18 protein-coding genes and 2 rRNA genes are annotated in these 23,371 nt (G+C 49.5%); 19 read left to right on the top strand and 1 reads right to left on the bottom strand.

What is annotated here, in order from left to right:
- The first annotated feature begins 120 nt into the window (after nt 1–120).
- The 17 genes from rrf (at nt 121) to H144_RS0131165 (ending at nt 19,592) form a co-directional block, all read left to right on the top strand.
- Nucleotides 121–232 (top strand): 5S ribosomal RNA (gene rrf, locus H144_RS0131245).
- Between the two features lie 380 nt (nt 233–612).
- Nucleotides 613–2,034 (top strand): anthranilate synthase component I family protein, encoded by a 1,422-nt coding sequence (locus tag H144_RS0131240; RefSeq protein WP_019946073.1) that lies wholly within the window; start codon nt 613–615, stop codon nt 2,032–2,034.
- Between the two features lie 23 nt (nt 2,035–2,057).
- Nucleotides 2,058–2,624: an anthranilate synthase component II gene (locus H144_RS0131235; RefSeq protein WP_019946072.1), complete on the top strand. Its 567-nt coding sequence runs from the start codon at nt 2,058–2,060 to the stop codon at nt 2,622–2,624.
- 55 nt (nt 2,625–2,679) lie between these two features.
- Nucleotides 2,680–3,669, top strand: coding sequence for an anthranilate phosphoribosyltransferase (gene trpD, locus H144_RS0131230; RefSeq protein WP_019946071.1), 990 nt, complete (start codon nt 2,680–2,682; stop codon nt 3,667–3,669).
- Nucleotides 3,670–3,721: 52 nt separating this feature from the next.
- Nucleotides 3,722–4,540, top strand: coding sequence for an indole-3-glycerol phosphate synthase TrpC (gene trpC, locus H144_RS0131225; protein WP_019946070.1), 819 nt, complete (start codon nt 3,722–3,724; stop codon nt 4,538–4,540).
- Complete coding sequence (locus H144_RS0131220) at nt 4,537–5,187, top strand: phosphoribosylanthranilate isomerase (protein ID WP_019946069.1); 651 nt, start codon at nt 4,537–4,539, stop codon at nt 5,185–5,187. The genes trpC and H144_RS0131220 overlap by 4 nt, the downstream gene beginning before the upstream one ends.
- A 5-nt stretch (nt 5,188–5,192) precedes the next feature.
- Complete coding sequence (gene trpB / locus H144_RS0131215; protein WP_019946068.1) at nt 5,193–6,392, top strand: tryptophan synthase subunit beta; 1,200 nt, start codon at nt 5,193–5,195, stop codon at nt 6,390–6,392.
- A gap of 23 nt (nt 6,393–6,415) precedes the next feature.
- Nucleotides 6,416–6,616 carry a hypothetical protein gene (locus H144_RS0131210; RefSeq protein WP_015813244.1) on the top strand — a complete coding sequence of 67 codons (201 nt, stop codon included), beginning with the start codon at nt 6,416–6,418 and terminating at the stop codon, nt 6,614–6,616.
- 68 nt (nt 6,617–6,684) lie between these two features.
- Nucleotides 6,685–7,041 carry a Dabb family protein gene (locus H144_RS0131205; RefSeq protein WP_019946067.1) on the top strand — a complete coding sequence of 119 codons (357 nt, stop codon included), beginning with the start codon at nt 6,685–6,687 and terminating at the stop codon, nt 7,039–7,041.
- On the top strand, nt 7,038–7,841 hold the full coding sequence (trpA, locus tag H144_RS0131200) for a tryptophan synthase subunit alpha (protein ID WP_019946066.1): 804 nt from the start codon (nt 7,038–7,040) through the stop codon (nt 7,839–7,841). The genes H144_RS0131205 and trpA overlap by 4 nt, the downstream gene beginning before the upstream one ends.
- Before the next feature lie 100 nt (nt 7,842–7,941).
- Nucleotides 7,942–8,682 (top strand): porin family protein, encoded by a 741-nt coding sequence (locus H144_RS0131195; RefSeq protein ID WP_026351145.1) that lies wholly within the window; start codon nt 7,942–7,944, stop codon nt 8,680–8,682.
- Nucleotides 8,683–8,916: 234 nt separating this feature from the next.
- Nucleotides 8,917–12,237, top strand: a complete 3,321-nt coding sequence (locus H144_RS0131190) for a DUF4175 family protein (RefSeq protein ID WP_019946064.1) — start codon at nt 8,917–8,919, stop codon at nt 12,235–12,237.
- A gap of 193 nt (nt 12,238–12,430) precedes the next feature.
- Nucleotides 12,431–12,844 carry an rRNA maturation RNase YbeY gene (gene ybeY, locus H144_RS0131185; protein WP_019946063.1) on the top strand — a complete coding sequence of 138 codons (414 nt, stop codon included), beginning with the start codon at nt 12,431–12,433 and terminating at the stop codon, nt 12,842–12,844.
- 55 nt (nt 12,845–12,899) lie between these two features.
- A complete protein-coding gene (gene mnmG / locus H144_RS0131180; RefSeq protein WP_019946062.1) occupies nt 12,900–14,762 on the top strand; it encodes a tRNA uridine-5-carboxymethylaminomethyl(34) synthesis enzyme MnmG in 1,863 nt (620 codons plus the stop codon).
- Nucleotides 14,762–15,664, top strand: coding sequence for a class I SAM-dependent methyltransferase (locus tag H144_RS0131175; protein ID WP_019946061.1), 903 nt, complete (start codon nt 14,762–14,764; stop codon nt 15,662–15,664). Before mnmG ends, H144_RS0131175 begins: the two co-directional genes overlap by 1 nt.
- Nucleotides 15,665–15,730: 66 nt before the next feature.
- On the top strand, nt 15,731–17,347 hold the full coding sequence (locus tag H144_RS0131170) for an Ig-like domain-containing domain (RefSeq protein WP_033403594.1): 1,617 nt from the start codon (nt 15,731–15,733) through the stop codon (nt 17,345–17,347).
- A 457-nt stretch (nt 17,348–17,804) separates the two neighbouring features.
- Nucleotides 17,805–19,592 carry a tetratricopeptide repeat protein gene (locus H144_RS0131165; protein ID WP_019946059.1) on the top strand — a complete coding sequence of 596 codons (1,788 nt, stop codon included), beginning with the start codon at nt 17,805–17,807 and terminating at the stop codon, nt 19,590–19,592.
- A gap of 133 nt (nt 19,593–19,725) precedes the next feature.
- Here H144_RS0131165 and thrC read toward each other — a convergent pair whose 3' ends face one another.
- The gene (thrC, locus tag H144_RS0131160; RefSeq protein WP_019946058.1) at nt 19,726–21,033 is read right to left on the bottom strand and encodes a threonine synthase; all 1,308 of its coding nucleotides are present in this window, start codon (nt 21,031–21,033) and stop codon (nt 19,726–19,728) included.
- Nucleotides 21,034–21,233: 200 nt separating this feature from the next.
- On the opposite strand from thrC, the gene pruA reads away from it, so the two are divergent.
- Together pruA and H144_RS0131150 are read left to right on the top strand one after the other, a co-directional pair.
- Nucleotides 21,234–22,865, top strand: a complete 1,632-nt coding sequence (gene pruA / locus H144_RS0131155) for an L-glutamate gamma-semialdehyde dehydrogenase (protein ID WP_026351144.1) — start codon at nt 21,234–21,236, stop codon at nt 22,863–22,865.
- A 248-nt stretch (nt 22,866–23,113) separates the two neighbouring features.
- Nucleotides 23,114–23,371 (top strand): 16S ribosomal RNA (locus H144_RS0131150); the annotation flags it as partial.

Raw genomic sequence — 23,371 nt, 5'->3', positions numbered from 1 at the left:
CAATATGACATGAAAAGAGTTCAAAGTTCAGAGCCAAAAGTCAATGAGTGAGAATCACTCATGAACTTTAAACCGCTGCGGCGGACCGCTCCTAAACGCTCAACTCCACTCAAAGAGCTTGTTGGTGACTATTGGACTGGTGTTCACCTCTTCCCATCCCGAACAGAGAAGTTAAGCCCGGTTCCGCCGATGATACTTGGATCAAACCTGGTAAAGTAGGTAGTCGCCACAATTATTAAAACAAAAAGCATCCCCCAAAAGGATGCTTTTTTGCGTTTCCGGCTGTCACTATGGCAGCATTTTAAATAGGATTATACATAGTTTACCCCCCTATTTTGCCCATCATTGGTGGTAAGCTTTTGCAAAATCTTGCAGAAATATTTTGCAAAACACTGCAGCGAATATTCTTTTTTCTATATTTGTGACCGTAACAGCCGCGAGGCAATATTCAACTATGAAATTATTCAATACTATTTGGTGGTGGCGTACTTATCCTTCCGAGATGGGCAAGTAAGGCTATTGCATGGTATAGAATCAAAATATACTTCAAACGGCTCGCTGTTCATCTGACAGCGAGCCGTTTTTTTTATACACTTTACATTACAACTTGCAATGAAAACCCTGGACAAGACTTATCAGATCACCACACGCCACAAAAAGCTCCTGGCCGATACATTGACGCCCGTTTCGATTTATCTGAAACTTCGCGACCGATTCGTCAATACCATCCTGCTGGAAAGCTCGGACTACCACGGCAACGAAAACTCATTCACATACATCTGCTGCGATCCGATCGCTTCCTTCAAACTGAACAACAGCACGGTTACACAACAATTTCCGGACGGAGAGGTTGTCAGTTTTAACCTAACCAACCGCAAAGACGCCGTACAGGCCCTTTACAGCTTTGCGCAGAGCTTCCAATCGGAGAAAAGCAAGTTTCCATTCATCACCAACGGGTTATTCGGGCACATGACCTATGACGCGGTGACCTATTTCGAGGACATCGAAATCCAGCCAGCCAGCCCTGAAACGGAAATCGACCAGATATTTTACCAGGTCTACCGATACGTCATCGCCATTAACCACTTCAAAAACGAGCTTTACATTTTTGAACACCAATACGGCGAGCCTACCGAAGAAAGCGGCATCGACCAAATAGAGGTGCTCATCAAGAACCGGAATTTTCCGCAGTACGGTTTCAGCATTACAGCAGACGAGACCTCGAACGTTACCGACGACGAAATGCGAAAAGTGATCCAGAAAGGCATCGATCACTGCCTCCGCGGAGATGTGTTCCAGATTGTTCCCTCGCGCAGGTTCAGCCGCAAATTTCAGGGCGACGAATTCAATGTCTACCGCGCATTGCGCTCCATTAACCCTTCGCCTTACCTCTTCTATTTCGATTACGGCAATTACAAAATCTTCGGTTCTTCTCCTGAAAAACAGATATTCATCAAGAACGGCCAGGCCGAAATTCACCCGATAGCCGGCACCTTCCGCCGCACTGGCGACGACCAGGCCGACGCAGAAGCTGCGCAAAACCTCCTTAACGACCCAAAAGAGACCGCTGAGCATGTGATGTTGGTCGATCTGGCACGGAATGACCTGAGCCGCAGCTGCGACGCCGTAAAAGTCACGAATTACAAAGAGGTACAATACTACTCGCACGTGATCCACCTCGTATCGAAAGTGGTGGGCAAAATGAACAAGGATGTGAACCCGCTTCAACTCGTGGCCGACACGTTCCCCGCAGGTACATTGTCGGGCGCGCCCAAACATAATGCGATGAAACTGATCGACCAGATGGAAACCAGCAACCGCAGCATTTATGGCGGGGCTATCGGTTTTATGGATTTCAATGGCGATTTCAACCACGCCATCGCGATCCGGACATTCCTCAGCAAGGATAACACGCTTTTCTTCCGCGCCGGAATGGGCGTCGTGGCGAAATCCAACGTCGAAAGCGAGTTGCAGGAAATCAATAGCAAGCTGGCGGCATTGCGCCAGGCCATTCAGGTTGCAGAAGGAATCTAATCACGTTTGAATTCACCATCACAATGAAAATACTAGTTCTCGATAATTACGATTCTTTCACCTACAACCTCGTGTATATCCTCCGCGAGCTGCACGACCAGGTGGATATTTACCGCAATGACAAAATCACACTGGAAGACGTCGGAAATTACGACAAGATCCTCCTTTCGCCAGGCCCTGGCATTCCTTCGGAAGCGGGCATTATGCATGAGGTTATCCGCACTTACGGGCCCTCCAAAAGCATTCTCGGCATCTGCCTCGGGCACCAGGGCATAGGAGAGGTGTACGGCGCCGAATTGGAGAATATGACCGACGTCCTGCACGGTATCGCCGATACGGCCATCGTTACCGACACCAGCGACCGCATTTTCAAAGGCCTGCCTCCGCAGATCAAAGTCGGCCGGTACCACTCCTGGACTGTCATCCCCGAAACATTCACCGACGACCTCACTATCACGGCCGTCGACGAACAAGGCCGCGTAATGGGGCTCTCGCACAAGAAATATGATGTCAAAGGCTTGCAATTCCACCCCGAATCCGTACTGACCGAGCATGGTAAGGAAATGCTGCAGAACTGGTTGCAAATCTGATCTCCGCACTGAAATAACCCACCTTACCCAACGATATTAGTTATTTTAAACTGTCATGAAACACATTCTTAGCCATCTTTTTGATTATAAAGTCCTTGACAAAACACAAGCCAAAGACGTTTTAATGGGCATCGGTACCGGCCAATATTCCAATTCCGAAATCGCCTCATTTTTAACAACTTATGCCATGCGCAGCATTACCGTGGAAGAGCTTGAAGGCTTCCGCGACGGGTTGCTGGAACTGTGCCTTTCCGTCGATTTGTCGGCATACGACCCGATAGACGTGTGCGGAACGGGGGGCGACGGCAAGGATACTTTCAATATTTCGACATTATCGTGTTTTGTCGTAGCGGGGGCTGGTCAGAAGGTGGCGAAACACGGGAATCACGGCGTGTCGTCCATGTGCGGGTCTTCGACAGTGCTGGAATACCTGGGCGCGAAGTTTACGAACGACAGGGATTACCTCGAAAGGAAGATCGACCAGGCCGGCGTATGCTTTCTGCATGCCCCTCTCTTTCACCCGGCTATGAAGAATGTGGCGCCGGTGAGGAAGGAATTGGGGGTGAAAACGTTCTTCAATATGCTCGGTCCGATGGTGAATCCGGTATCGCCGAAAAAACAGCTTGTGGGCGTATTTAGTCTTGAATTAGCGCGTCTTTTTGCTTATCTTTACCAACAAACGGATAAGCAATTTCTTGTTCTCCACGCATTAGACGGCTACGACGAAGTGTCATTGACAGGTGCTTTTAAAATCATCACCGCTCGTTCAGAGCAAGTACTTACCCCCTCTCATCTAGGGCTTCAAACACTGCGCGCCGACGATTTATCCGGCGGTGTTTCAGTAGAAGATTCGGCCCGGATTTTCATGAATGTTTTGAACGACACGGCGACGCCTTCGCAAAAGCAGGCGGTGCTGGCCAACGCAGCCATGGCGCTCTACTGTGCCAATCCGGCATTGTCGCTGACCGATGCCGTGGAGACAGCCCGGGAGTCGCTTGAAAGCAAGAAAGCGTTGCAGGCCTTTAAAAAATTAATCGAAGAATAGTTAGCGGGGAAGCGTTTCTCCCTTTAGATAATTGCAGTTACAGCATTTTTAGATGAATATTTTAGAAAAAATTATCGCCCGTAAGCAGGAAGAAATCAGCGAATCGAAAAAGCAACGGTCCGTTTCCGATCTCGAAAAAGAGCCATTGTTCTCGCGTCCAACTACTTCGCTTGCCGCGGCGCTAAGGTCATCTGCTTCACCCCGCATTATTTCTGAATTCAAAAGGAAGTCGCCTTCCAAAGGCATTATCAATGGCAATGTGCTGCCCGAGGTGGTTACCAAAGACTATGTGAATGCCGGCGCCGTGGGGCTTTCCGTGCTCACCGATATTGACTTTTTCGGCGGGTCGTTCGCCGATTTCCTGGCGGCACGGGAGGCTAATCCGCAGATCCCGATGCTGAGAAAGGATTTTATCGTAGACGAATACCAGCTTTTTGAGGCCAAATCCATCGGCGCTGACGTGATCCTGCTGATCGCCGCGAACCTGACGCCGGTAAAAGTAGCCTCTTTGAGCAAAAGGGCGCACGACCTGGGCCTGGAAGTGCTGCTGGAAGTTCATAATGCGGAAGAGCTGGCCGTAAGCGTGGGCGAGCATATCGATATCGTCGGTGTCAACAACCGTAACCTGAAAACATTCGAAACATCCATCGAAACGTCGATCGGGCTTTCCGAGCTGATCCCGGAGCAATTCGTAAAGATCTCGGAAAGCGGTTTGCAGGACGCGGAAACCATTGTAAAGCTGTATCAGCACGGCTACAAGGGCTTTTTGATTGGAGAAACATTTATGAAAACTGTAAACCCCGGAGCCGCACTTGCGGGTTTGCAACAAGACTTAACTCAACATAGCAATTTAAATCCTCTGGTTCTATGAAAATTAAAGTTTGCGGATTGCGCCAGCAAGGCAACATTGAGCAGGTAGTAGCCTTACAGCCCAACTTTATAGGGTTTATTTTCTATGACAAATCGCCCCGTTTTGTTGGCGAGGAATTGAATGAAGAATACATCCGCAGCATTCCCCAGAACATCAAAAAAGTAGGTGTATTTGTAAATGCGAACCCCGGCCATATTCTGAACATGGTCAAGAAATACGATCTGCAATATGTGCAGCTGCATGGCAACGAAATGCCCGACATTTGCCGGAGCATCCGCCAGAAGGGCGTCAGCGTGATCAAGGCATTTTCGATCGACGAAAAATTCAATTTTGCCATGCTGAACAACTACAAATCGTTTTGCGACCTGTTTTTGTTCGACACCAAAGGCGATAACCCCGGCGGTAACGGTACGGCATTTGACTGGAAACTCCTGGGCAAATACGACAACGAGAAGCCATTCCTCCTCAGCGGCGGCGTAGGCCTCGACAACATCGAGGAGATCATCACATTATCCCAAACCCTTCCCATTTACGGCATCGACGTCAACAGCAAGTTTGAAACCGAGCCCGGCGTGAAAGACATCGCCAAACTGGAAGAGTTGTTTAGTTTAGTTCGTGTAAAAGAACAAGAAGAAGCGGAAGCTTAATTTTTATGGAATCAATTGCAGAAAAGAAGTCGTATCAGGTAAATGACCGTGGTTATTATGGCACATTCGGGGGCGCATTCATTCCCGAAATGCTGTATCCGAATGTCGAAGAACTCCGTGAAAACTACCTGCAGATAATCGCAGACCCCTCTTTTCAAAAAGAATTCAACGATCTGCTCCGCGATTACGTAGGCCGCCCAACGCCGCTTTACCCGGCACACCGGCTTTCGGAAAAATATAAAACCAATATTTTCCTCAAAAGGGAAGACCTCTGCCACACCGGCGCACACAAGGTGAACAACACCATCGGGCAAATCCTGATGGCGCAGCGCCTGGGCAAAAAACGCATTGTAGCCGAAACCGGCGCCGGCCAGCACGGCGTGGCCACCGCTACCGTGTGCGCGTTGATGAACCTGGAATGCATCGTGTACATGGGCGAGCTCGATATCGAGCGCCAGGCGCCCAATGTGGCCCGCATGAAGATGCTCGGCGCAGAAGTACGCCCGGCTACCTGCGGGTCGCGCACCCTCAAAGATGCCACCAACGAGGCCATGCGCCACTGGATCAACAACCCCGTCGATACGCATTACATCATCGGCTCCGTGGTAGGTCCGCATCCTTACCCCGACATGGTCGCACGTTTCCAGTCGGTTATTTCACAGGAAATCCGTTTACAGCTCAATGCGCACATCGGCAGGGAAACGCCCGATTACGTCATCGCCTGCGTAGGCGGCGGCAGCAATGCGGCAGGTGCATTTTACCATTTCCTCGACGATGAACATGTCAAACTGGTGGCCGTAGAAGCGGCGGGGTTAGGACTTACCTCGGGGCATTCGGCAGCGACCGTCGCACTGGGCAAGCCCGGCGTGCTGCACGGCAGCCGTACCATCCTGATGCAAACCGAAGATGGCCAGGTAACGGAACCATTTTCCATCTCCGCGGGGTTGGATTACCCGGGCATCGGCCCTCAGCACGCCTGGCTCGCCGCCAGCGGCCGCGGTACATTCCTGTCGGCAACGGACGACGAGGCGGTACAGGCGGCATTCGAGCTGACCCGCCTGGAAGGCATTATCCCCGCATTGGAATCGTCGCATGCACTGGCCGTTTTGGGCCGCCTGGGCGCTTCTGAGAATGAAACGGTGGTACTGAACCTTTCCGGCCGCGGCGACAAGGATATGGGCACTTATATGAAATACATCGATTAATTCTCAACTCAATACAACATCACATGGCTACATTGACATTGCCAGAGGTTTTCGATCTCAGGTTGAAAATCCAGGAACTGGAAGCAAAGGTAAACTCAGGTGAACTGTCGCTCTTCGAACGCTGCGATATGGAAGACGAGATCCTTGAAATGAAAGAAAAACTGGGCGAATTCGATCGTCTGAAATTCAGCGACGAAGGCGAATGCCTCAACTGCTCGGCCTAGTACCCGTTCCGGATCACCTTTAATCCATACCACATATGCAGAGATTTAAACTCTTTTTGCTTGCTTCCATGGTCCTTTTCAGCACCATGTCGTTTGTTTCACCTTCAAATCCACCTAAAAAAATGCTGCGTCACGTTGTTCTTTTCAAATTCAAGGATTCTGCAACGCCTGCGCAAGTAAAAGAAGTGGAAGACGCATTCCGCAAACTCCCTTCGAAAATCAAAGAGGTGAAAGGATTTGAATGGGGTACCAACAACAGCCCCGAAGGATTGGCACAGGGCTTCACACACGTGTTTTTCGTGAGTTTCGACAGCGAAGCCGGCCGTGAAGTGTACCTGCCTCACCCGGAGCACAAAGCATTCGTAAAAGTCCTGGAACCAACCCTGGACAAAGTATTGGTTGTTGACTACTGGACTCAGGAATGAACCGCATTGTAAATCTTTTTCAGAATTCTGATACCGACGGCAGCGGGTTATTGAACGTGTACTTCACGGCCGGTTTCCCGGAACTGAACGACACTACCCGCGTATTGCAGGCATTGCAGGATGGCGGCGCCGACCTGGTGGAAATAGGAATGCCCTATTCCGATCCTGTGGCCGACGGCGAGACGATCCAGCAAAGCAATGACCGGGCGCTGGAAAACGGGATGTCCGTACGTATTCTCTTCGAACAGCTGCAAGGCATGCGCGGGAAGATTACGGTTCCGGTATTGCTGATGGGTTATATCAACCCGGTATTGCAGTATGGTATCGAGGCTTTCTGTGCCAAATGCGCCGAAGTAGGCGTAGATGGCCTGATCCTTCCCGATATGCCGATGGACGTGTACCTCGACGAATACAAATCCATTTTCGATGCGCACGGCCTGCTGAACATTTTCCTGGTAACACCGCAAACGTCGGAAGCACGCATTCGCCAGATCGACGAGGTAAGCGAAGGTTTTATCTACACCGTTTCCTCCGCCAGCGTTACCGGTTCCAAATCCGGCGTGAGCGGCGACATGGAGTCGTACTTCGAAAAACTCGACGCGATGAAACTCCGCAACCCGCGACTGATCGGTTTCGGCATCAAAGACCACGATACGTTCGCGAAAGCTTCAAGCCACGCCGCCGGTGCGATCATCGGCAGCGCGTTCATCCGCGTGTTGCAGCAAAGCACCGACCTTGAAAACGACATTAAAACTTTTGTAAAGGAGGTAAAAAACTCATCCGAAGCAATTCCGGCTTAATTTCGCCGCGCAGCGGCCGATTTTATTTTCATTCAGGCATCAATTTTGTACAAACAATCCGTCACCGGGTTGTTTGTTTTTTTATCTGCAAGTGCTTTCTATGAAAACCGTCATTTCGCTACTCATCGTCCTCATATGCAGCGCATATACGCGCGCATTCGCACAATTCAATTTTGATCTCGAAGGCGGGCTCATTTTGGGGACTAGTTACAATAAAGTACAAATTCCCAGCGGAACGGGAACGCGTGTGAATCTGCCAGAGCAGCTCGACCTCGACCGGAGTGCGTTCTATCGCATTCGTGCGGGGTACCGGATCGGCAACCGCCACAACATTTCCGCATTGTTCGCGCCGCTCACCATTCACTACCGCGGGGCGCTCTTGCAGAACACCAATTTTAACAACAATAACTTCCTCCCCGGCCAGCCGCTCAATGTCGACTACCGGTTCAACTCGTACCGGCTTACCTATCGCTACGATTTTTTCGCGAACGGGAAGTGGAGGGTAGGGGCGGGGCTCACCGCCAAAGTCCGCGATGCCGACATCCGTTTCAAGAGCGAATATGCCGACACGCATTATGACAACCTCGGCTTTGTGCCCCTCATTAATTTTTACGCTTCCTGGAAACCGGCCTACCACTGGTCGGTGATCGTCGAAGGGGATGCATTGGCGGCGAAGCAGGGAAGGGCGGAAGACATCTTCGGCGGCATTGCCTACAACTTCAACAATACGCTCGGGATTAAGCTGGGTTACCGCATGCTCGAAGGCGGCGCGGATAATGACAAGATCTATAATTTCAACTGGATCAACTACGCGTCGGTCGGGGTGCTGATTTCCCTATAAAACTAAATGTGCGGTGTGTTGCCGGCTTGCATCTGCCGGGGCAAAACCTGATGGAAGCGCCATTGGTGTGACGATACCCGGACTTTTAAGCATTTTCTGGGGTAAATGTGATGGAAATTCGCTATATTTCTCTGTTTTCAGCGTGTGTGGGCATTTGGTAATTTTTATATGCCGCAGGCGTTATAAGAACTTCACAGTTTTACCTAGACCACTATGGCTCCTTTCACTACCTCAATGGAAGGCCTGTTGCTCCGCATTCAGGAATACCGTCAGAAATATTATCAGAACCAGTTGCTCAAAGGTGCGATCTTCTCGATCGGCCTGCTGCTGACTGTCTTTCTATTTTTCAACACGATCGAATATTTCGGGCGGTTCAGCTCGGTGGTGCGCGGGATGCTGTTTTTCGGCTTCCTGGCCGTGCTGGCATTCTCGTTCGTGCAATGGGTGATCCAGCCGCTGATCCATTTGTATGGTTTGAAAAAACCGCTTTCCGACGAGCAGGCAGCATTGCAGATCGGGCAATATTTCCCGGAGGTAGGAGATAAGCTCGTGAACACTTTGCAACTGCGGAACCTCACAGGCACGCAGTCGGACCTGATCGATGCGAGTATCCGGCAGAAATCGAGCCAGCTCCTGATCGTTCGCTTTTCGGATGCCATTCGTTTTAATGAGAATAAAAAGAGGCTCAAATACGCGGTATACCCGCTCGCGGCCATTGCCGTGATTTTGCTTTTCAATCCGTCGTTTTTCTCGTCCAGCTCGGACCGCATTATCCATTTCCAGAAGAATTACACCTACGCGCCATTTTCGTTTGAACTGCAAAACAAAAACCTGAAAGCATTTCGTAATGAGGATTTTACATTAAAACTTGCACTGAAAGGCGAAGCATTACCGTCGGCCGTTTACCTGGTCCAGAACGGAACCCGCTTTAAACTGACTCAGGAAAGCGCCAAGGATTTTTCCTACACATTTAAAAACCTGCAACGCGACGTCGCATTCTCTTTCGACGCGGCCGGCTATGCCTCGGACGAATACCGCATTGTAGTGAACGAACGGCCGTCGCTGCTCTCATTCGATGTAAACCTGCATTATCCTGCGTATTTGAACAAACCATCCGAAGGACTGAACAATGTAGGCAACCTGTCGGTACCGGAAGGCACGACGATCGAATGGAATTTCAATACTTCTTCTACCAAAGCATTGGCCATTAAATTCGAGAACGACTCGGCATTGTACCAAGCGAAAGAAAGTGACGGCGAGCATTTCGAAATCCGGCGTACCGTCCGGAAATCGGCGCAATACCAGGTGAACCTGAAAAACGACGAGACGACCAATTCAGACAAGATCGGCTATTTCATCAACGTCATCCCCGACAAATACCCGGTGATGAACCTCGAAAATTTCCAGGATACAACATTATACAACTACCTGGTCATGGGCGGTTCGATCAGCGATGATTACGGTTTCTCGCAGCTGAAAATGTTCTATACCGTGAAACGCGCCAACGAGGACGCGCCGTCGCAGCCGAAAGGCATTCCCATTCCATTCAACAAAACCGTCAATACCCAGAGCTTCTTTTTTCAATGGTATGTTGACAGCCTTAAACTGGCGCCGGGCGACAAGATCGAGTATTATGCCCAGGTGTGGGACAATGACGGCGTAAACGGCGCGAAAAGCGCCCGCTCGCGGTCGATCCAGTTTACGGTACCATCCAAGGATCAGCTGGAAGCGGAAGTGCGCAAATCGGAGCAGGAAACCGAGAACCAGATGCAGTCGGCCATGAAAAAGGCCCAGAGCCTGCAAAAGGACCTCGATAACCTCGACAATAAGCTGAAAAGCAATAAGGATCTCGATTTTAAAGAACAGAAGCAGATCGAGGAGGTGCTGCGGAAACGTGAGGAGCTGATGAAAGAGCTCGAAGCATTGAAGGAAAAGCACCAGAATGCGAATGAGAAATCGCGGCAGTTCAATCAGCAGAGTCCGGAATTGCAGGCCAAGATCGAGCAGTTGCAGAAACTGATGAACGATTTGATGGACCAGGATACGGAAAAGTTGTACAAAGAGCTGAAAAAGCTGTTGGAACAAAAACAGAGCGAACGCATGTCGACCATGCTGGAAAAGCTCCGTAACAAGGAAAATAACCTCGAAAAAGAACTGGAAAGGACCATGAAGCTCTTCAAGCAAATGCAAATGGAGCAGAAAATGGAAAACCTGACGGAAAAGCTGAACGACCTGGCCGATAAAGAAGAACAACTCGCAGAAAAATCGGAGCAGAACGACAAGAACAAAAACGACGAGGATAAGAAAGGAAAGAACGAAGACCTGAAAAAAGAGCAGGAAAAAATCCAGGACGACTTCAAAAAAGCCCAGGAAAACAGCAAGGAAATAGAGGAAATGAGCAAGGAGCTGGAACAAGAGCTCGATATGCAGAAAGAGGAGCAAAAAAACGCTTCTGAGCAGATGGAACAAGGCAAGCAGCAGCTCGACAAGCAACAGAACCAGAAAGCATCCCAGAGCCAGAAAAATGCCGCCAAATCGATGAAGAAAATGGCGCAGTCGATGCAGGAACAAATGGAGTCGGCGGAAATGGAGCAAATGCAGGAAAACCTCGACGCATTGCGCGACATTCTCGAAAACCTGATCACCCTATCATTCGACCAGGAGACATTGATGAAAGACTTCCGTGGTGTGAGCCTGCAAGACCCGCGCTTCGTGAAACTCGGCCAGCAGCAGCTAAAACTGAAAGACGACGCGAAGATCGTTGAGGACAGCTTGTACGCGTTGGCGAACCGCGTGGTGCAGATCCAGTCGTTCATTACCCGTGAGCTGAACGATATGAAGTCGTACATGAACGAAAGCGTGAAAAGTATTAAAGACCGGCAGATCAATGTCGCTACCTCGAAGCAGCAGTTTGCGATGACTTCGATGAACAACCTGGCATTAATGCTGAGCGACGTGTTCAACCAAATGCAGCAGCAAATGGCAATGGCCATGCCCGGTGCCGGCAAAGGCAAGAAGGGTAAGCAGAAAGGCCAGCAGCCGAGCCCCGGCGAAATGCAGGAGCAACTGAACGGCCAGATGAAGCAGCTTGGCCAGGGCAAGGAAGGGCAGGGCAACCAGTCGGAGCAACTCGCGAGGATGGCCGCGCAGCAAGCTGCGATCCGTAAGATGATCCAGCAGCTGATGGAGCAGCAGAAAGGCACCGAGCAGGGCAAGCAGTTCGGCAAGGAGTTGCAGGAGATCTCCGAAAAGATGGACGAAACCGAAACCGATCTCGTGAACAAGCGCGTGACGCCCGAGCTGATTAAACGCAACCAGGAAATTACGACGCGCCTGCTGGAATCCGAGAAGGCGATGAAGGAGCAGGACGAGGACGAGCAGCGCAAGGCACAAAGCGCGAAACAGCAGCCGAAGCAGCCGCCGGCAGCATTTGAAAAATATATCCGCGAGAAGGAGAAGCAAACCGAACTGCTCCGCACGATACCGCCTACATTCTCACCATTCTACAAACGTGAGGTGGACAGCTACTTCCGTAAATACCAGGCCAAGAACTGATCACACGCCCGTTTTGTTGGGCTAGGGTAGGGGATAGCGTTAACTCTTTTTAACAGGGGTTTACAGACGCTATCCCTTGTTTTTCATGTTCTTAATGACAGACTTCGTAAGTTTGTAAATTATTTACGATCAAATATTTAAATATCATGCACCCGGCACTGCTTACCCGGGCGATGGTGCATGGCTATAAAACATGGTAAGTTTCTTCTCGGAAGACATTGATTTTAAGGTAGTTAATCCGTTAAAGACTAAGAAATGGATCAAAAACGCCTCAATTTCAGAAGGTTATGAGTTATCTCAATTGAATTACGTGTTCTGTTCGGACGAATACCTTCTGGAAATCAACAAGCAGTATCTCGACCACGATTATTTCACTGACATCATTACGTTTGACAATAGTGAGGAAGACAACGAATTGGAGGGAGATATTTACATTAGTGTAGACAGGGTACGTGATAATGCAGCAACGTTCCACACCGATTTTGACACAGAAATGCGCCGTGTGCTCATTCATGGACTTCTCCACCTCGCGGGGTATGAAGACTCGAGTGAAGCGCTTAAAACGGCCATGAGGGCTAAAGAAGATGAGTATCTTAGCCTGTTCTAGTTAAATTTCCACGTGGAACACTTTAATTAAAGTGGTTTAACAAGTGACTAATTATATGTTTCAGGAATATGATGTGATCGTGGTAGGCGCAGGCCATGCTGGATGCGAAGCCGCCGCTGCCGCAGCGACGATGGGTTCGTCGGTGCTGCTGATCACAATGAATATGCATACCATCGCACAGATGTCTTGCAACCCCGCCATGGGGGGCGTCGCGAAAGGACAGATCGTCCGGGAGATCGACGCGCTCGGCGGACAGTCGGGGATTGTCTCCGACAAAACGATGATCCAGTTCCGCATGCTCAACCTCTCCAAAGGCCCGGCCATGTGGAGCCCCCGCTGCCAGAGCGACCGGGTGAGATTCGCCGAGGAGTGGCGGTCGATTCTCGAGAACAATCCTAACGTCGACTTCTGGCAGGACACCGCCAAGAACATCATCATCGAAGACGGCAAAGCTTGCGGAGTAGTAACCAGTCTCGGCATTGAAATCCGCTCGAAGGCGGTAGTGCTGACGAACGGAACCTTCCTGAACGGGCTCATCCATATTGGCGAAAAGAACTTCGGCGGCGGACGCACCGGGGAGAAATCCGCAACGGGTTTAACCGAGCAACTGGTAACACTCGGCTTCGAGGCAGGACGCATGAAAACCGGCACGCCCCCACGCGTGGACGGCCGCTCGCTCGACTACTCCAAAATGGAAGAACAACCCGGCGATGAAGTCCCGGCCAAGTTCTCCTATACCGACACCAAGCCGCTCGCCAAACAGCGCAGCTGCTGGATCACCTACACCAACCAGGACGTTCACGATGTACTGAAAACCGGCTTCGAAAAATCGCCGATGTTTTCAGGCCGCATTAAAGGACTTGGCCCCCGGTACTGCCCGTCCGTGGAGGATAAGATCAACCGCTTCGCCGACAAGGACCGGCATCAGATCTTCGTCGAACCGGAAGGCTGGGATACCGTAGAGGTGTATGTCAATGGCTTCTCGACTTCGCTCCCGGAAGACGTGCAATACGCAGCGCTTCGGAAGATACCAGGCTTCGAGAATGCCAAAATGTTCCGCCCCGGTTATGCCATCGAATACGACTATTTCCCGCCAACGCAATTGAAGTCGACGCTTGAAACGCATCTGGTAAAGAATCTCTTTTTCGCCGGGCAAATCAACGGTACCACGGGCTATGAAGAAGCGGCTTGCCAGGGATTGATGGCGGGCATTAACGCACACCGGAATGTGAACGATCTCGATCCATTCGTCCTGAAAAGATCGGAAGCGTACATCGGCGTGCTCATCGACGACCTCATTAACAAAGGCACCGAAGAGCCATACCGCATGTTCACCTCCCGCGCGGAATACCGCACATTGCTGCGCCAGGATAATGCAGATTTACGCCTTACCGAAAAAGGCTATGAAATCGGTTTGGCCAGTAACGAAAGGGTAGAGGCCGTCCGCAAAAAGAAACAGGAGACCGAAGATATCATTGCCAAATTGAATGCAGCCAAGCTGACGCCGGATGAAATCAACCCTGCGCTGGAAGCAATCGGTACCGCCCCGATCCGCGAGAAGATTGCCATTGCGCAGCTCCTCAGAAGGCCGCAGATTTCGATCCACCAGCTACTCGCGGCCAGCCCGGTTGTGACGGGGTTGCTTGCCGAATATGATATCGATTCGGTGCAGCAAGCGGAAATCAATTTGAAATACGACAGCTACATCGAGAAAGAAATGCTGCTGGTGGAGAAAATGAATAAGCTGGAAAACCTCGCCATTGTAGAGAATTTCAATTACGACGGGGTCACTTCCTTGTCCTTTGAAGGCCGGGAAAAACTAAAAAGAACCCGTCCGTCCACGATCGGCCAGGCGTCGCGCATCAGCGGTGTCAGCCCTTCGGATATATCTGTTTTAATGCTTTACATAGGCCGCTAATGTCTTTAGAAACGCTCGATAAATGCCCGGTATGCCAGCAATCCAGTTTCAGCAATTACCTGAATGTGGAGGATTATACCGTTTCGCACAAAGAATTTACAATCCAGCAATGCAATTCCTGCTACTTTCTTTTTACAAATCCGCGGCCTTCTGAAAGCACGATCGGCGCGTATTACGAGTCGCAGGACTATATTTCTCATCACGACGAAGCCAAAGATCTGATGAGCAAAGTGTACACTTCCGTCAGAAATCACACGATCGAACAGAAGGTTAAACTGATCAACAGCCTCGTTCAGCCGAAGGGAAAACTACTGGATATCGGTTGTGGTACCGGCAATTTTTTGAGCGCCGTGAAGCAGGACGGATGGCAAACTTTCGGCACGGAACCCGATGCCGGCGCGCGCGATATCGCTTCAAAAAGGGTAGGAGCGACCATCTTCGGGAGCATCGAGGAAGACACGCTCGGAGCCGAACAATTCGATATTATCAGCATGTGGCACGTACTGGAACACGTCCATAAACTGAACGAAACGATCGACTGGTTGCAAAAACATTTGAAACCCAACGGCCGGATCATCATTGCGGTACCCAACCCACAGTCGTACGATGCCGTGAAATACGGCCGTTTCTGGGCCGCCTACGACGTTCCGCGGCATCTGTATCATTTTACCCGCGCCACCATGAAAAACCTCGTACAACGGCACGGATTGGCAGTTAAAAAGATACTTCCCATGTGGTTCGATTCCTTCTATGTAAGTATGCTCAGCACCAAATACAAGCATACCAAAATGAATATCGTCGAGAGTGCACTCACTGGTTTCCAATCCAATTTGAAAGGCCGGTCAAGCACGGACAAGGACCTGAATACTTCCAGCCTGATCTATATTATCTCGAAAAACTGAACAGTCTCAACACATCAAACGGCCCTCAATACCCACTGTATTGGGGGCTTTTTAAATTCATCTGAAATGCTTAGAACCATCGTATTTGCTATCCTGGTCCTCTTAATGTTCGAACGCTGCGCACAAATGGTCCCTCCCACGGGCGGTAAAAGGGATTCCATTCCACCCAATCTCGTCGAAAGCAACCCGATCAATAAGACCTTAAATTTTAAAGGAAGAAAGGTGGAATTGTTCTTCGACGAGTACGTGGTCGTCGACAATATCAACCAGAAACTGGTGATTACGCCGGAAGCGGATAATCCCTACTCCTACAAGCAAAACGGCATGTCGGTACTCCTCACATTCAAAAACCAGTTCAAGGACAGCACGACTTACACCCTCAATTTCGGCGACGCGATCAAAGATTTCGCTGAAAAAAATCCCGCAAAAAACCTCAAAATCGTGTTCAGTACAGGCAGCACGCTCGATTCCGGACGCGTGTATGGGACACTGAAAGACATTCGTACCGGTAAACCGCTTTTCGATGCCTTGGTGGGCCTCTATAACGTGAGCGATACACTCGATATCGCCAAACAAAAGCCCTACTACTTCTCACGCACCGACAGCAGCGGCGTTTTTTCCATAGAAAACATTCAAACAAGAGATTACAAACTCATCGCAATCGACGACAAAAGCCGCAATATGCTGTACAATGCGAAGGACGAGCGCATGGGCTTCTGGGGCAAAACCATCAAGGCAGGCACCGATTCCGTCGCCTACAATCTCAATATGTACCTCTCCGACAACACCCAATTGAAGGTGCAGCGCACGCTTCCGAAAGTAAATAACTATACGGTGGTATTCAGCAAGGCGATCGAGCATGCGGAAGTGACATTTGTGAACAAAGATTCACTACCGTACCTGCTGGAACCAAATGGTACAAATCTCAAATTTTTCAATGTAGAACCGCATCCCGACACGACGATTGTTAAACTCAAAACCCTCGATTCTTTGGGAAAAACGACGGAATTCGAGCAAAAAATTGCATTTCAGGCACAGCGTGGGAAAACACGCCAGCTTGATCCGGTTTCACTGACGACCTTGCCCGAAGCCAACAAACCGGTCACTAATACCTTCATCTATAAGCTCATTCTAAACAAACCGGTGCGCTCGCTCGATGACCAGAAAATCGCTATTATCTCCGACAGTCTCACACACGAGCCATTGAGTGCATTCAAATACAGCTGGAACAAAAACCATAACATCCTCACCATAGACGCGAAATCGTTCGCGAAAGACACTGTTAAATTCGATATTCCAAAGGGTTCCATCGTCACCGTAGAAGGCGACACGCTGCCGAAAACGATGCTCCGACACCCCGTATTAAATGAGGAAGATTACGGCGTGATCCGAGGCAGGGTAACCAATGCGGATACCTCCATGCACTTTATTCTCGACCTGGTCGACGAGCAGTACAAGGTGATCGAAACGCTGCACGAGTCGCCCTATGTTTTCAAGAATATACCTCAAGGAAAATATTTTCTGCGCATCACGATCGATAAAAACCGCAACAAACGGTGGGACACCGGCCAGATGGACAAAAATCTTCAGCCCGAACCGATCTATTATAACCCCGATAAGATCTTATTGAAGGCAAATTTCGAGCTGAACGATATCAACATCACGATTCCTGAAGAAAAATAACGACATTTTTGTCTACAGTCTGTGGATAACTATGTGAATAACGCCGGAATTTTGTTGGTAAGAGAGCCTAAAATGTGCATAAGGGTGTGGATAACCCTATATTTCTGTGGATAAAAAACCGGATTTCGCCCTGCAGTGGATAACCAACATCTAAATCTGAGTTAACAGTACGTTGATACACTTTAGAAACTGTGGATAACAAAAATAGGCAACTAAAGGCGTTTACCCACATTCTAATGTGAACAGAATAATTCCTAACTTGTATTTCAGCTACTTAAATGTTGATTTCAAAAATTTCTACAGTGGATAACCTACATAAGTTATACACAATTTGTGGATAAGTATGTTAATCTGCAGTGGATAAGGTCTTTATTCACAAATCCACAGGCATACTGAAGATAATAACTAAAGGAAAAAGATTTTTTTATCTATTATGAAAAGGGTTACGAGCTGTTTGATGATAGGATTTCTGCTTTCCGGGGCGGCCGCGGCGTTCGGGCAGGGGGAGCGGGAGCTGGCCGAGGAATACTTCAAAAACGGGGATTGTCCGAAGGCGCTGAGTTACTATTCTTCTTTCCTGAAAAATTCGTTTGAGAAGATCGCGCTTAAGAATTATACGAGCTGCATTGTGAAGAGCAAGACCTGGGGCGATGGCGAGCAGTTTTTCAAAAAGCAGATCAAGGGCGATCCCAAGAATGCGGCCTGGTATTATCTCAACTGGGGCATTATGCTTGAGAACCAGGGAAAAGCCGTAGAGGCGTCCAAAAAGTACGAGCAGGTCATCACCGCATCGGGTGCGAGAACGGAGCTTAAACGCGATCTGGCGGAGGAATTCCGGGCGCAGAACCAGTCGGAATGGGCCAAGAATATCCTGCTTGAAGCGAGGGAGAGTGCCAAGCGCTATGACATTTTCCAGCTGGAACTCGCCAGCGTGTACCGCGACCTGAACCAGCCCGAAAAGATGATCGACGAGTTGCTTTCGTACGGCATGCGCTACCAGAATACCGAGGTGGTCCAGAATATGCTTCAGGACTTTATGAAGGACGAGAAGGAGCAGGCATTGCTGGAAAAGGTATTGTATGATAAGATCCAGAAATTTCCGAGCGAGGGCTTTTATAATGAATTGCTGATCTGGTACCAGGTGCAGCGCAAGGATTTCTACAAGGCATTCATCCAGGAGCGTGCGCTCGACCGCCGTTTCAAACACAACGGATCGCGGCTTTACAACCTTGGAATGCTGGCTTTGCAGAACGTCGATTATTCCAATGCAGGCACGATCTTCGACCATCTGGTGAAGGAATATCCGAAAGGACAGCTCTATCCTGTGGCCCGCAGAATGGCCATTTTTGCGCGTGAAGAGCAGGTCAAAAATACCTATCCTATCAAGCGTAGTGAGGTGCAGAAGCTCCTTGGCCAGTACCAGCAGCTTGTGGACGAACTTGGCGTGAATGTGCGGACCATCGAAGCGTTGCGCAACATGGCGATTTTGAATGCATTCTATATGGATGATTTCAAAAAGGCAATCGAGATATTGCAGACGGCCATTGAGGCAGGGAAGGGCGAGAAGAATTTTGTAGACAAATGCAAGCTCGACCTGGGCGATATTTACCTGCTGCAAGGCGAGCCTTGGGAAGCGACATTGGTGTACTCACAAGTCGAAAAATCGCAGAAGGACGACGTGCTGGGTTACGAAGCAAAGCTGCGAAATGCAAAGCTGCATTACTTTAAAGGTGAGTTCGAACTAGCGAAAGCGGTATTGGACATTCTCAAAAAGGCGACAACCCGCGAGATCGCGAACGATGCGAATGAGCTTTCCTTATTGATCATGGACAATACCGGGCTCGATAGCACGGAGGCGGCGATGAAGGCCTACTCGTCGGTGGAGTTGCAATTGTTTCAAAACAAGAAGTTCGAAGCGATCGACACTTTGAAGCAGCTGTATAAGAAATACGAAAACCACAGTCTGGCCGACGAGATTCTTTGGCTCACCGCGAAGACTTACATTAAGCTCGACAGTAACCAACAGGCGATGGCCGATCTGAAATTGTTGTATTCCAAATTTGGTCATGACCTCTATGGCGACGACGCGCTCTTCGCGATGGCGAAACTCTATCAGGAAAAACTCAGCGATAAGGACCAGGCGATGAAGCTCTACCAGGAGTTGATGGAAAAATATCCGGGTAGCATTTTTGTCGCCGAGTCGAGGAAGCGCTTCCGGATTTTGAGGGGCGACGTGATCAACTGATCAAAATTTTTTTGAAAGTAGAAAAAGGCCCCGGTGCGACGAGCTCCGGGGCCTTTTAGATTTTGAAATTCACGACCTTCTACCCGGATTTACTCAAATATTCAAATCTCAGGCGCATCGAAATCTCGAATATCTATTTTAACTCATTCATTAATAGTGATTTGAATTCCGAAAATTCCGGTTTCATTTTGATCGACACTTTTTCAATATCGAGCAGTGATTTCAATCTTTCGGGCACATCAATGCTTTTTCCCAAAGTTTCTTCTACCAGGTCGATGAATTTGGCCGGATGGGCAGTCGAGAGGAACACGCCGACAAAATCGCCATTCGTTTTTTTCCGGAACTCCTGAAGACCTCGGTAGGCGACGGCGGTATGCGGGCACATCACGTAGTTGGCATTACCAAAGACTTCGCGCATTGCTTTCTGCGTCTGCTCATCGGTGAAATAGGCGCCGGAAATTTTTTCAGTTACCGATTTCCAGTCGTCGTTGAAGAACCGGGTCAGGCGAACGAAGTTGCTCGGGCTCCCGACGTCCATGGCGTTCGAAATGGTTTCGATGGAAGGGTGCGTCTCGTAACTGCCCGATTCGAGGTAGCGCGGTACCGCGTTGTTTACATTGGTGGCGGCAATGAAATGTTGAACGGGCAGGCCCATGCGGTAGGCGAGCAGGCCCGCGCTGAGGTTTCCGAAATTTCCGCTGGGTACAGAGATCACCAGCGGCTTGCCAATCTTTTTCAGTTGCGCGTAAGCGGCAAAATAGTAGAATGACTGCGGGATGAGCCGTGCGATATTAATGGAGTTCGCCGAAGCGAGGTTATATTTTTCAGAAAGTTCGGGATCGAGGAATGCTTCCTTCACCAGGCGCTGGCAGTCATCGAAAGTCCCATCCACCTCGATGGCCGTCACATTGTGGCCCAGCGTGGTCAACTGTTTTTCCTGGATATCGCTCACCTTTCCGCTAGGGTACAGGATCGTAACCGAAATGCCCGGTACCTTATAAAAGCCCTGTGCGACGGCGCCGCCGGTATCCCCGGACGTTGCGACGAGAATGCGGATTTCCTTATTGGAACGCTGCAAAAAGTATGACATGATCGCAGCCATAAACCGCGCCCCAAAGTCCTTAAAGGCCATTGAAGGGCCGTGGAACAATTCGAGCACGTAGTCATTCGGGGTGATTTTCACAACCGGTGCCTCGAAATCATATGCGCGATCGATGATGGATTCAATTTCGCTTCTCGTAATTTCGCTGCCCAAAAGCGTGGCGGTCACCTCGGTGGCAATCTCTTTGAAAGATTTATTTTCAATATCTGCCAGAAAATCCGCGGAAATCGCGGGAATGGATTCGGGCATGTAGAGACCGTTGTCGGGCGGGAGGCTGTTAAAAATAGCTTCTTCCAGCGATGCTTTCAGGGTAGCGGTTTTGGTACTGTAGAATATCATTTTTGATATGAATTGATCCGGAAAATGGGAGCGCAAATTTAACTAAAATCCCAGCAGCTCAGTCATTTTGAAGTGTTTTAAATGGATTTTCGAAATAAATACGGCAATAGCACTTTGTTCGGAAACGCTTGCGGGGATCGTACCGCGGGGTATTTTTGTTCAGTGAAAACAGGTAGTATCAATAAAACAAACCAGGTAATATGTCAATAGGAATTTTCAATGTGCCGGCTCTTAAAAATGAACCGGTAAAAAGTTACGCACCAGGAAGCCCGGAGCGTGCAGAGCTGCAAAAAGCCCTTGCCGAAGCCCGTGCGACGGTCATTGAGATACCACAATATATAGGTAGCGAGGAAATTTATTCGCAGGACAAGAAAACGGTGGCCCCGCCGCATGACCATCAGCACATTCTCGGCTATTTTCATGAGGGAACCAAAGAAGATGTTGCGAAGGCGATTGACGTGGCATTGGAGGCAAGAAAAAGCTGGTCTACGCTGACCTGGGAGCAACGCGCCGCGATATTCCTGAAAGCGGCCGAATTGATCGCCGGTCCGTACCGCGCAGAAATGAATGCAGCGACGATGCTGGGGCAATCTAAAAATGCGTATCAGGCAGAGATTGATTCGGCTTGTGAAATCATTGATTTCCTGCGGCTTAATGTGAATTTCATGCGAGATATTTATGAAGAACAACCCGTTTCTTCGGAAGGCGTCTGGAACAGGATGGAGTACCGGCCGCTGGAAGGTTTCATCTTCGCGATTACACCATTCAACTTTACGGCAATCGCCGGCAACCTGCCCGCAGCACCGGCGTTAATGGGTAATGTGGTGATCTGGAAGCCGGCATTTACGCAGGTATACGCGGCGAATGTCATCATGAAGGTATTCAAAGAAGCCGGGTTGCCGGACGGCGTTATCAATATGGTTTTGGTGGATGGCCCGGTTGCGGGAGACGTGATTTTCAAACATCCCGATTTCTCCGGCGTGCATTTTACGGGCAGTACCAAGGTCTTCCAGACAATCTGGAAAACAATCGGGGATAATATTGGTACCTATAAGACATTTCCGAGAATCGTGGGCGAGACGGGCGGTAAGGATTTCGTGCTGGCGCATCAGTCTGCCAATGCGAGAGAAGTCGCTACCGGCCTGGTGAGAGGCGCGTTCGAATACCAGGGACAGAAATGCTCGGCGGCTTCGCGTGCCTATATTCCTTCCAATTTGTGGGAGGAGGTGAAAGGGTTCATGCTTGCTGATTTGGCGGAGATCAAAATGGGCGGCGTAGAGGATTTCTCGAATTTCATCAATGCGGTGATCGACGAAAAATCGTTTGACAAGATCGCTTCTTATATAGATGGGGCCAAAGCCAGCCCGGACACGGAAATCGTCGCAGGGGGGAATTTTGATAAGCGTAAAGGGTATTTCGTAGAGCCGACGATTATTCAGGCCTTCAATCCCGATTATGTGACATTGTGCGAGGAGATCTTCGGTCCGGTGCTCACTGTATATGTGTATGACGAAAATGAGTTCGAAAAAATCATTCCGGTGATCGATTCCACTTCTCCCTATGCACTCACAGGCGCAGTGTTCGCCAGGGACCGGTACGCCATCGAATATGCGACGAGGCATCTGGTCAATGCGGCGGGTAATTTTTACATTAATGACAAGCCTACGGGCGCCGTGGTAGGCCAGCAACCATTCGGAGGCGCACGCGCTTCCGGTACAAATGATAAGGCTGGATCGGTTTTAAACCTGCTACGCTGGGTATCGCCGCGTGCAATCAAGGAGACGCTGGTTTCACCGAAAAGCTATAAATATCCCTTCCTATCCGCTGAATAATTGGATAATGCTTTTGAATAATTTGAATGGTCGAAGAACTTTCAAAAATTTCGACATTTTTCTTGCCTAGGTATTGGAGTTGAAAATTTCTTTTCTACCTTTGCAATCCCAATCGCAAACGACGCGAGAGAGAAGAAGAAAAGAAAGCGCGATTGGCCCTGTTCTTTGACATGATGAGATAGACCAAAAGAGTAAGAAAAACTCGTTTGAATAGAATTAAGCTACTTAAATGTAGCGCAACAAAATTTACAATGGAGAGTTTGATCCTGGCTCAGGATGAACGCTAGCGGCAGGCTTAATACATGCAAGGCGAAGGGGCAGCAATGTCACTGTCGTACGGGTGCGTAACGCGTATGCAACCTACCTATCACTGGGGGATAGCCCGGGGAAACCCGGATTAATACCGCATAAAACAGGGGCACCGCATGGTGATATTTGTTAAAGATTTATTGGTGATAGATGGGCATGCGTTCGATTAGCTAGTTGGCGGGGTAACGGCCCACCAA

The sequence above is a fragment of the Dyadobacter beijingensis DSM 21582 genome (assembly GCF_000382205.1).
Classification (GTDB): Bacteria; Bacteroidota; Bacteroidia; order Cytophagales; family Spirosomataceae; genus Dyadobacter; species Dyadobacter beijingensis.
Note: the sequence above shows the minus strand (reverse complement) of the source record. Positions and strands in the feature narration are given on the sequence as shown.

What these genes read in the sequence shown, in the direction of transcription:
- H144_RS0131240 (WP_019946073.1), top strand. Translation starts at nt 613, where the DNA reads ATGAAAACCCTGGACAAGACTTATCAGATCACCACACGCCACAAAAAG.
- H144_RS0131235 (WP_019946072.1), top strand. Translation starts at nt 2,058, where the DNA reads ATGAAAATACTAGTTCTCGATAATTACGATTCTTTCACCTACAACCTC.
- trpD (WP_019946071.1), top strand. Translation starts at nt 2,680, where the DNA reads ATGAAACACATTCTTAGCCATCTTTTTGATTATAAAGTCCTTGACAAA.
- trpC (WP_019946070.1), top strand. Translation starts at nt 3,722, where the DNA reads ATGAATATTTTAGAAAAAATTATCGCCCGTAAGCAGGAAGAAATCAGC.
- H144_RS0131220 (WP_019946069.1), top strand. Translation starts at nt 4,537, where the DNA reads ATGAAAATTAAAGTTTGCGGATTGCGCCAGCAAGGCAACATTGAGCAG.
- trpB (WP_019946068.1), top strand. Translation starts at nt 5,193, where the DNA reads ATGGAATCAATTGCAGAAAAGAAGTCGTATCAGGTAAATGACCGTGGT.
- H144_RS0131210 (WP_015813244.1), top strand. Translation starts at nt 6,416, where the DNA reads ATGGCTACATTGACATTGCCAGAGGTTTTCGATCTCAGGTTGAAAATC.
- H144_RS0131205 (WP_019946067.1), top strand. Translation starts at nt 6,685, where the DNA reads ATGGTCCTTTTCAGCACCATGTCGTTTGTTTCACCTTCAAATCCACCT.
- trpA (WP_019946066.1), top strand. Translation starts at nt 7,038, where the DNA reads ATGAACCGCATTGTAAATCTTTTTCAGAATTCTGATACCGACGGCAGC.
- H144_RS0131195 (WP_026351145.1), top strand. Translation starts at nt 7,942, where the DNA reads ATGAAAACCGTCATTTCGCTACTCATCGTCCTCATATGCAGCGCATAT.
- H144_RS0131190 (WP_019946064.1), top strand. Translation starts at nt 8,917, where the DNA reads ATGGAAGGCCTGTTGCTCCGCATTCAGGAATACCGTCAGAAATATTAT.
- ybeY (WP_019946063.1), top strand. Translation starts at nt 12,431, where the DNA reads ATGGTAAGTTTCTTCTCGGAAGACATTGATTTTAAGGTAGTTAATCCG.
- mnmG (WP_019946062.1), top strand. Translation starts at nt 12,900, where the DNA reads ATGTTTCAGGAATATGATGTGATCGTGGTAGGCGCAGGCCATGCTGGA.
- H144_RS0131175 (WP_019946061.1), top strand. Translation starts at nt 14,762, where the DNA reads ATGTCTTTAGAAACGCTCGATAAATGCCCGGTATGCCAGCAATCCAGT.
- H144_RS0131170 (WP_033403594.1), top strand. Translation starts at nt 15,731, where the DNA reads ATGCTTAGAACCATCGTATTTGCTATCCTGGTCCTCTTAATGTTCGAA.
- H144_RS0131165 (WP_019946059.1), top strand. Translation starts at nt 17,805, where the DNA reads ATGATAGGATTTCTGCTTTCCGGGGCGGCCGCGGCGTTCGGGCAGGGG.
- thrC (WP_019946058.1), bottom strand. Translation starts at nt 21,033, where the DNA reads ATGATATTCTACAGTACCAAAACCGCTACCCTGAAAGCATCGCTGGAA.
- pruA (WP_026351144.1), top strand. Translation starts at nt 21,234, where the DNA reads ATGTCAATAGGAATTTTCAATGTGCCGGCTCTTAAAAATGAACCGGTA.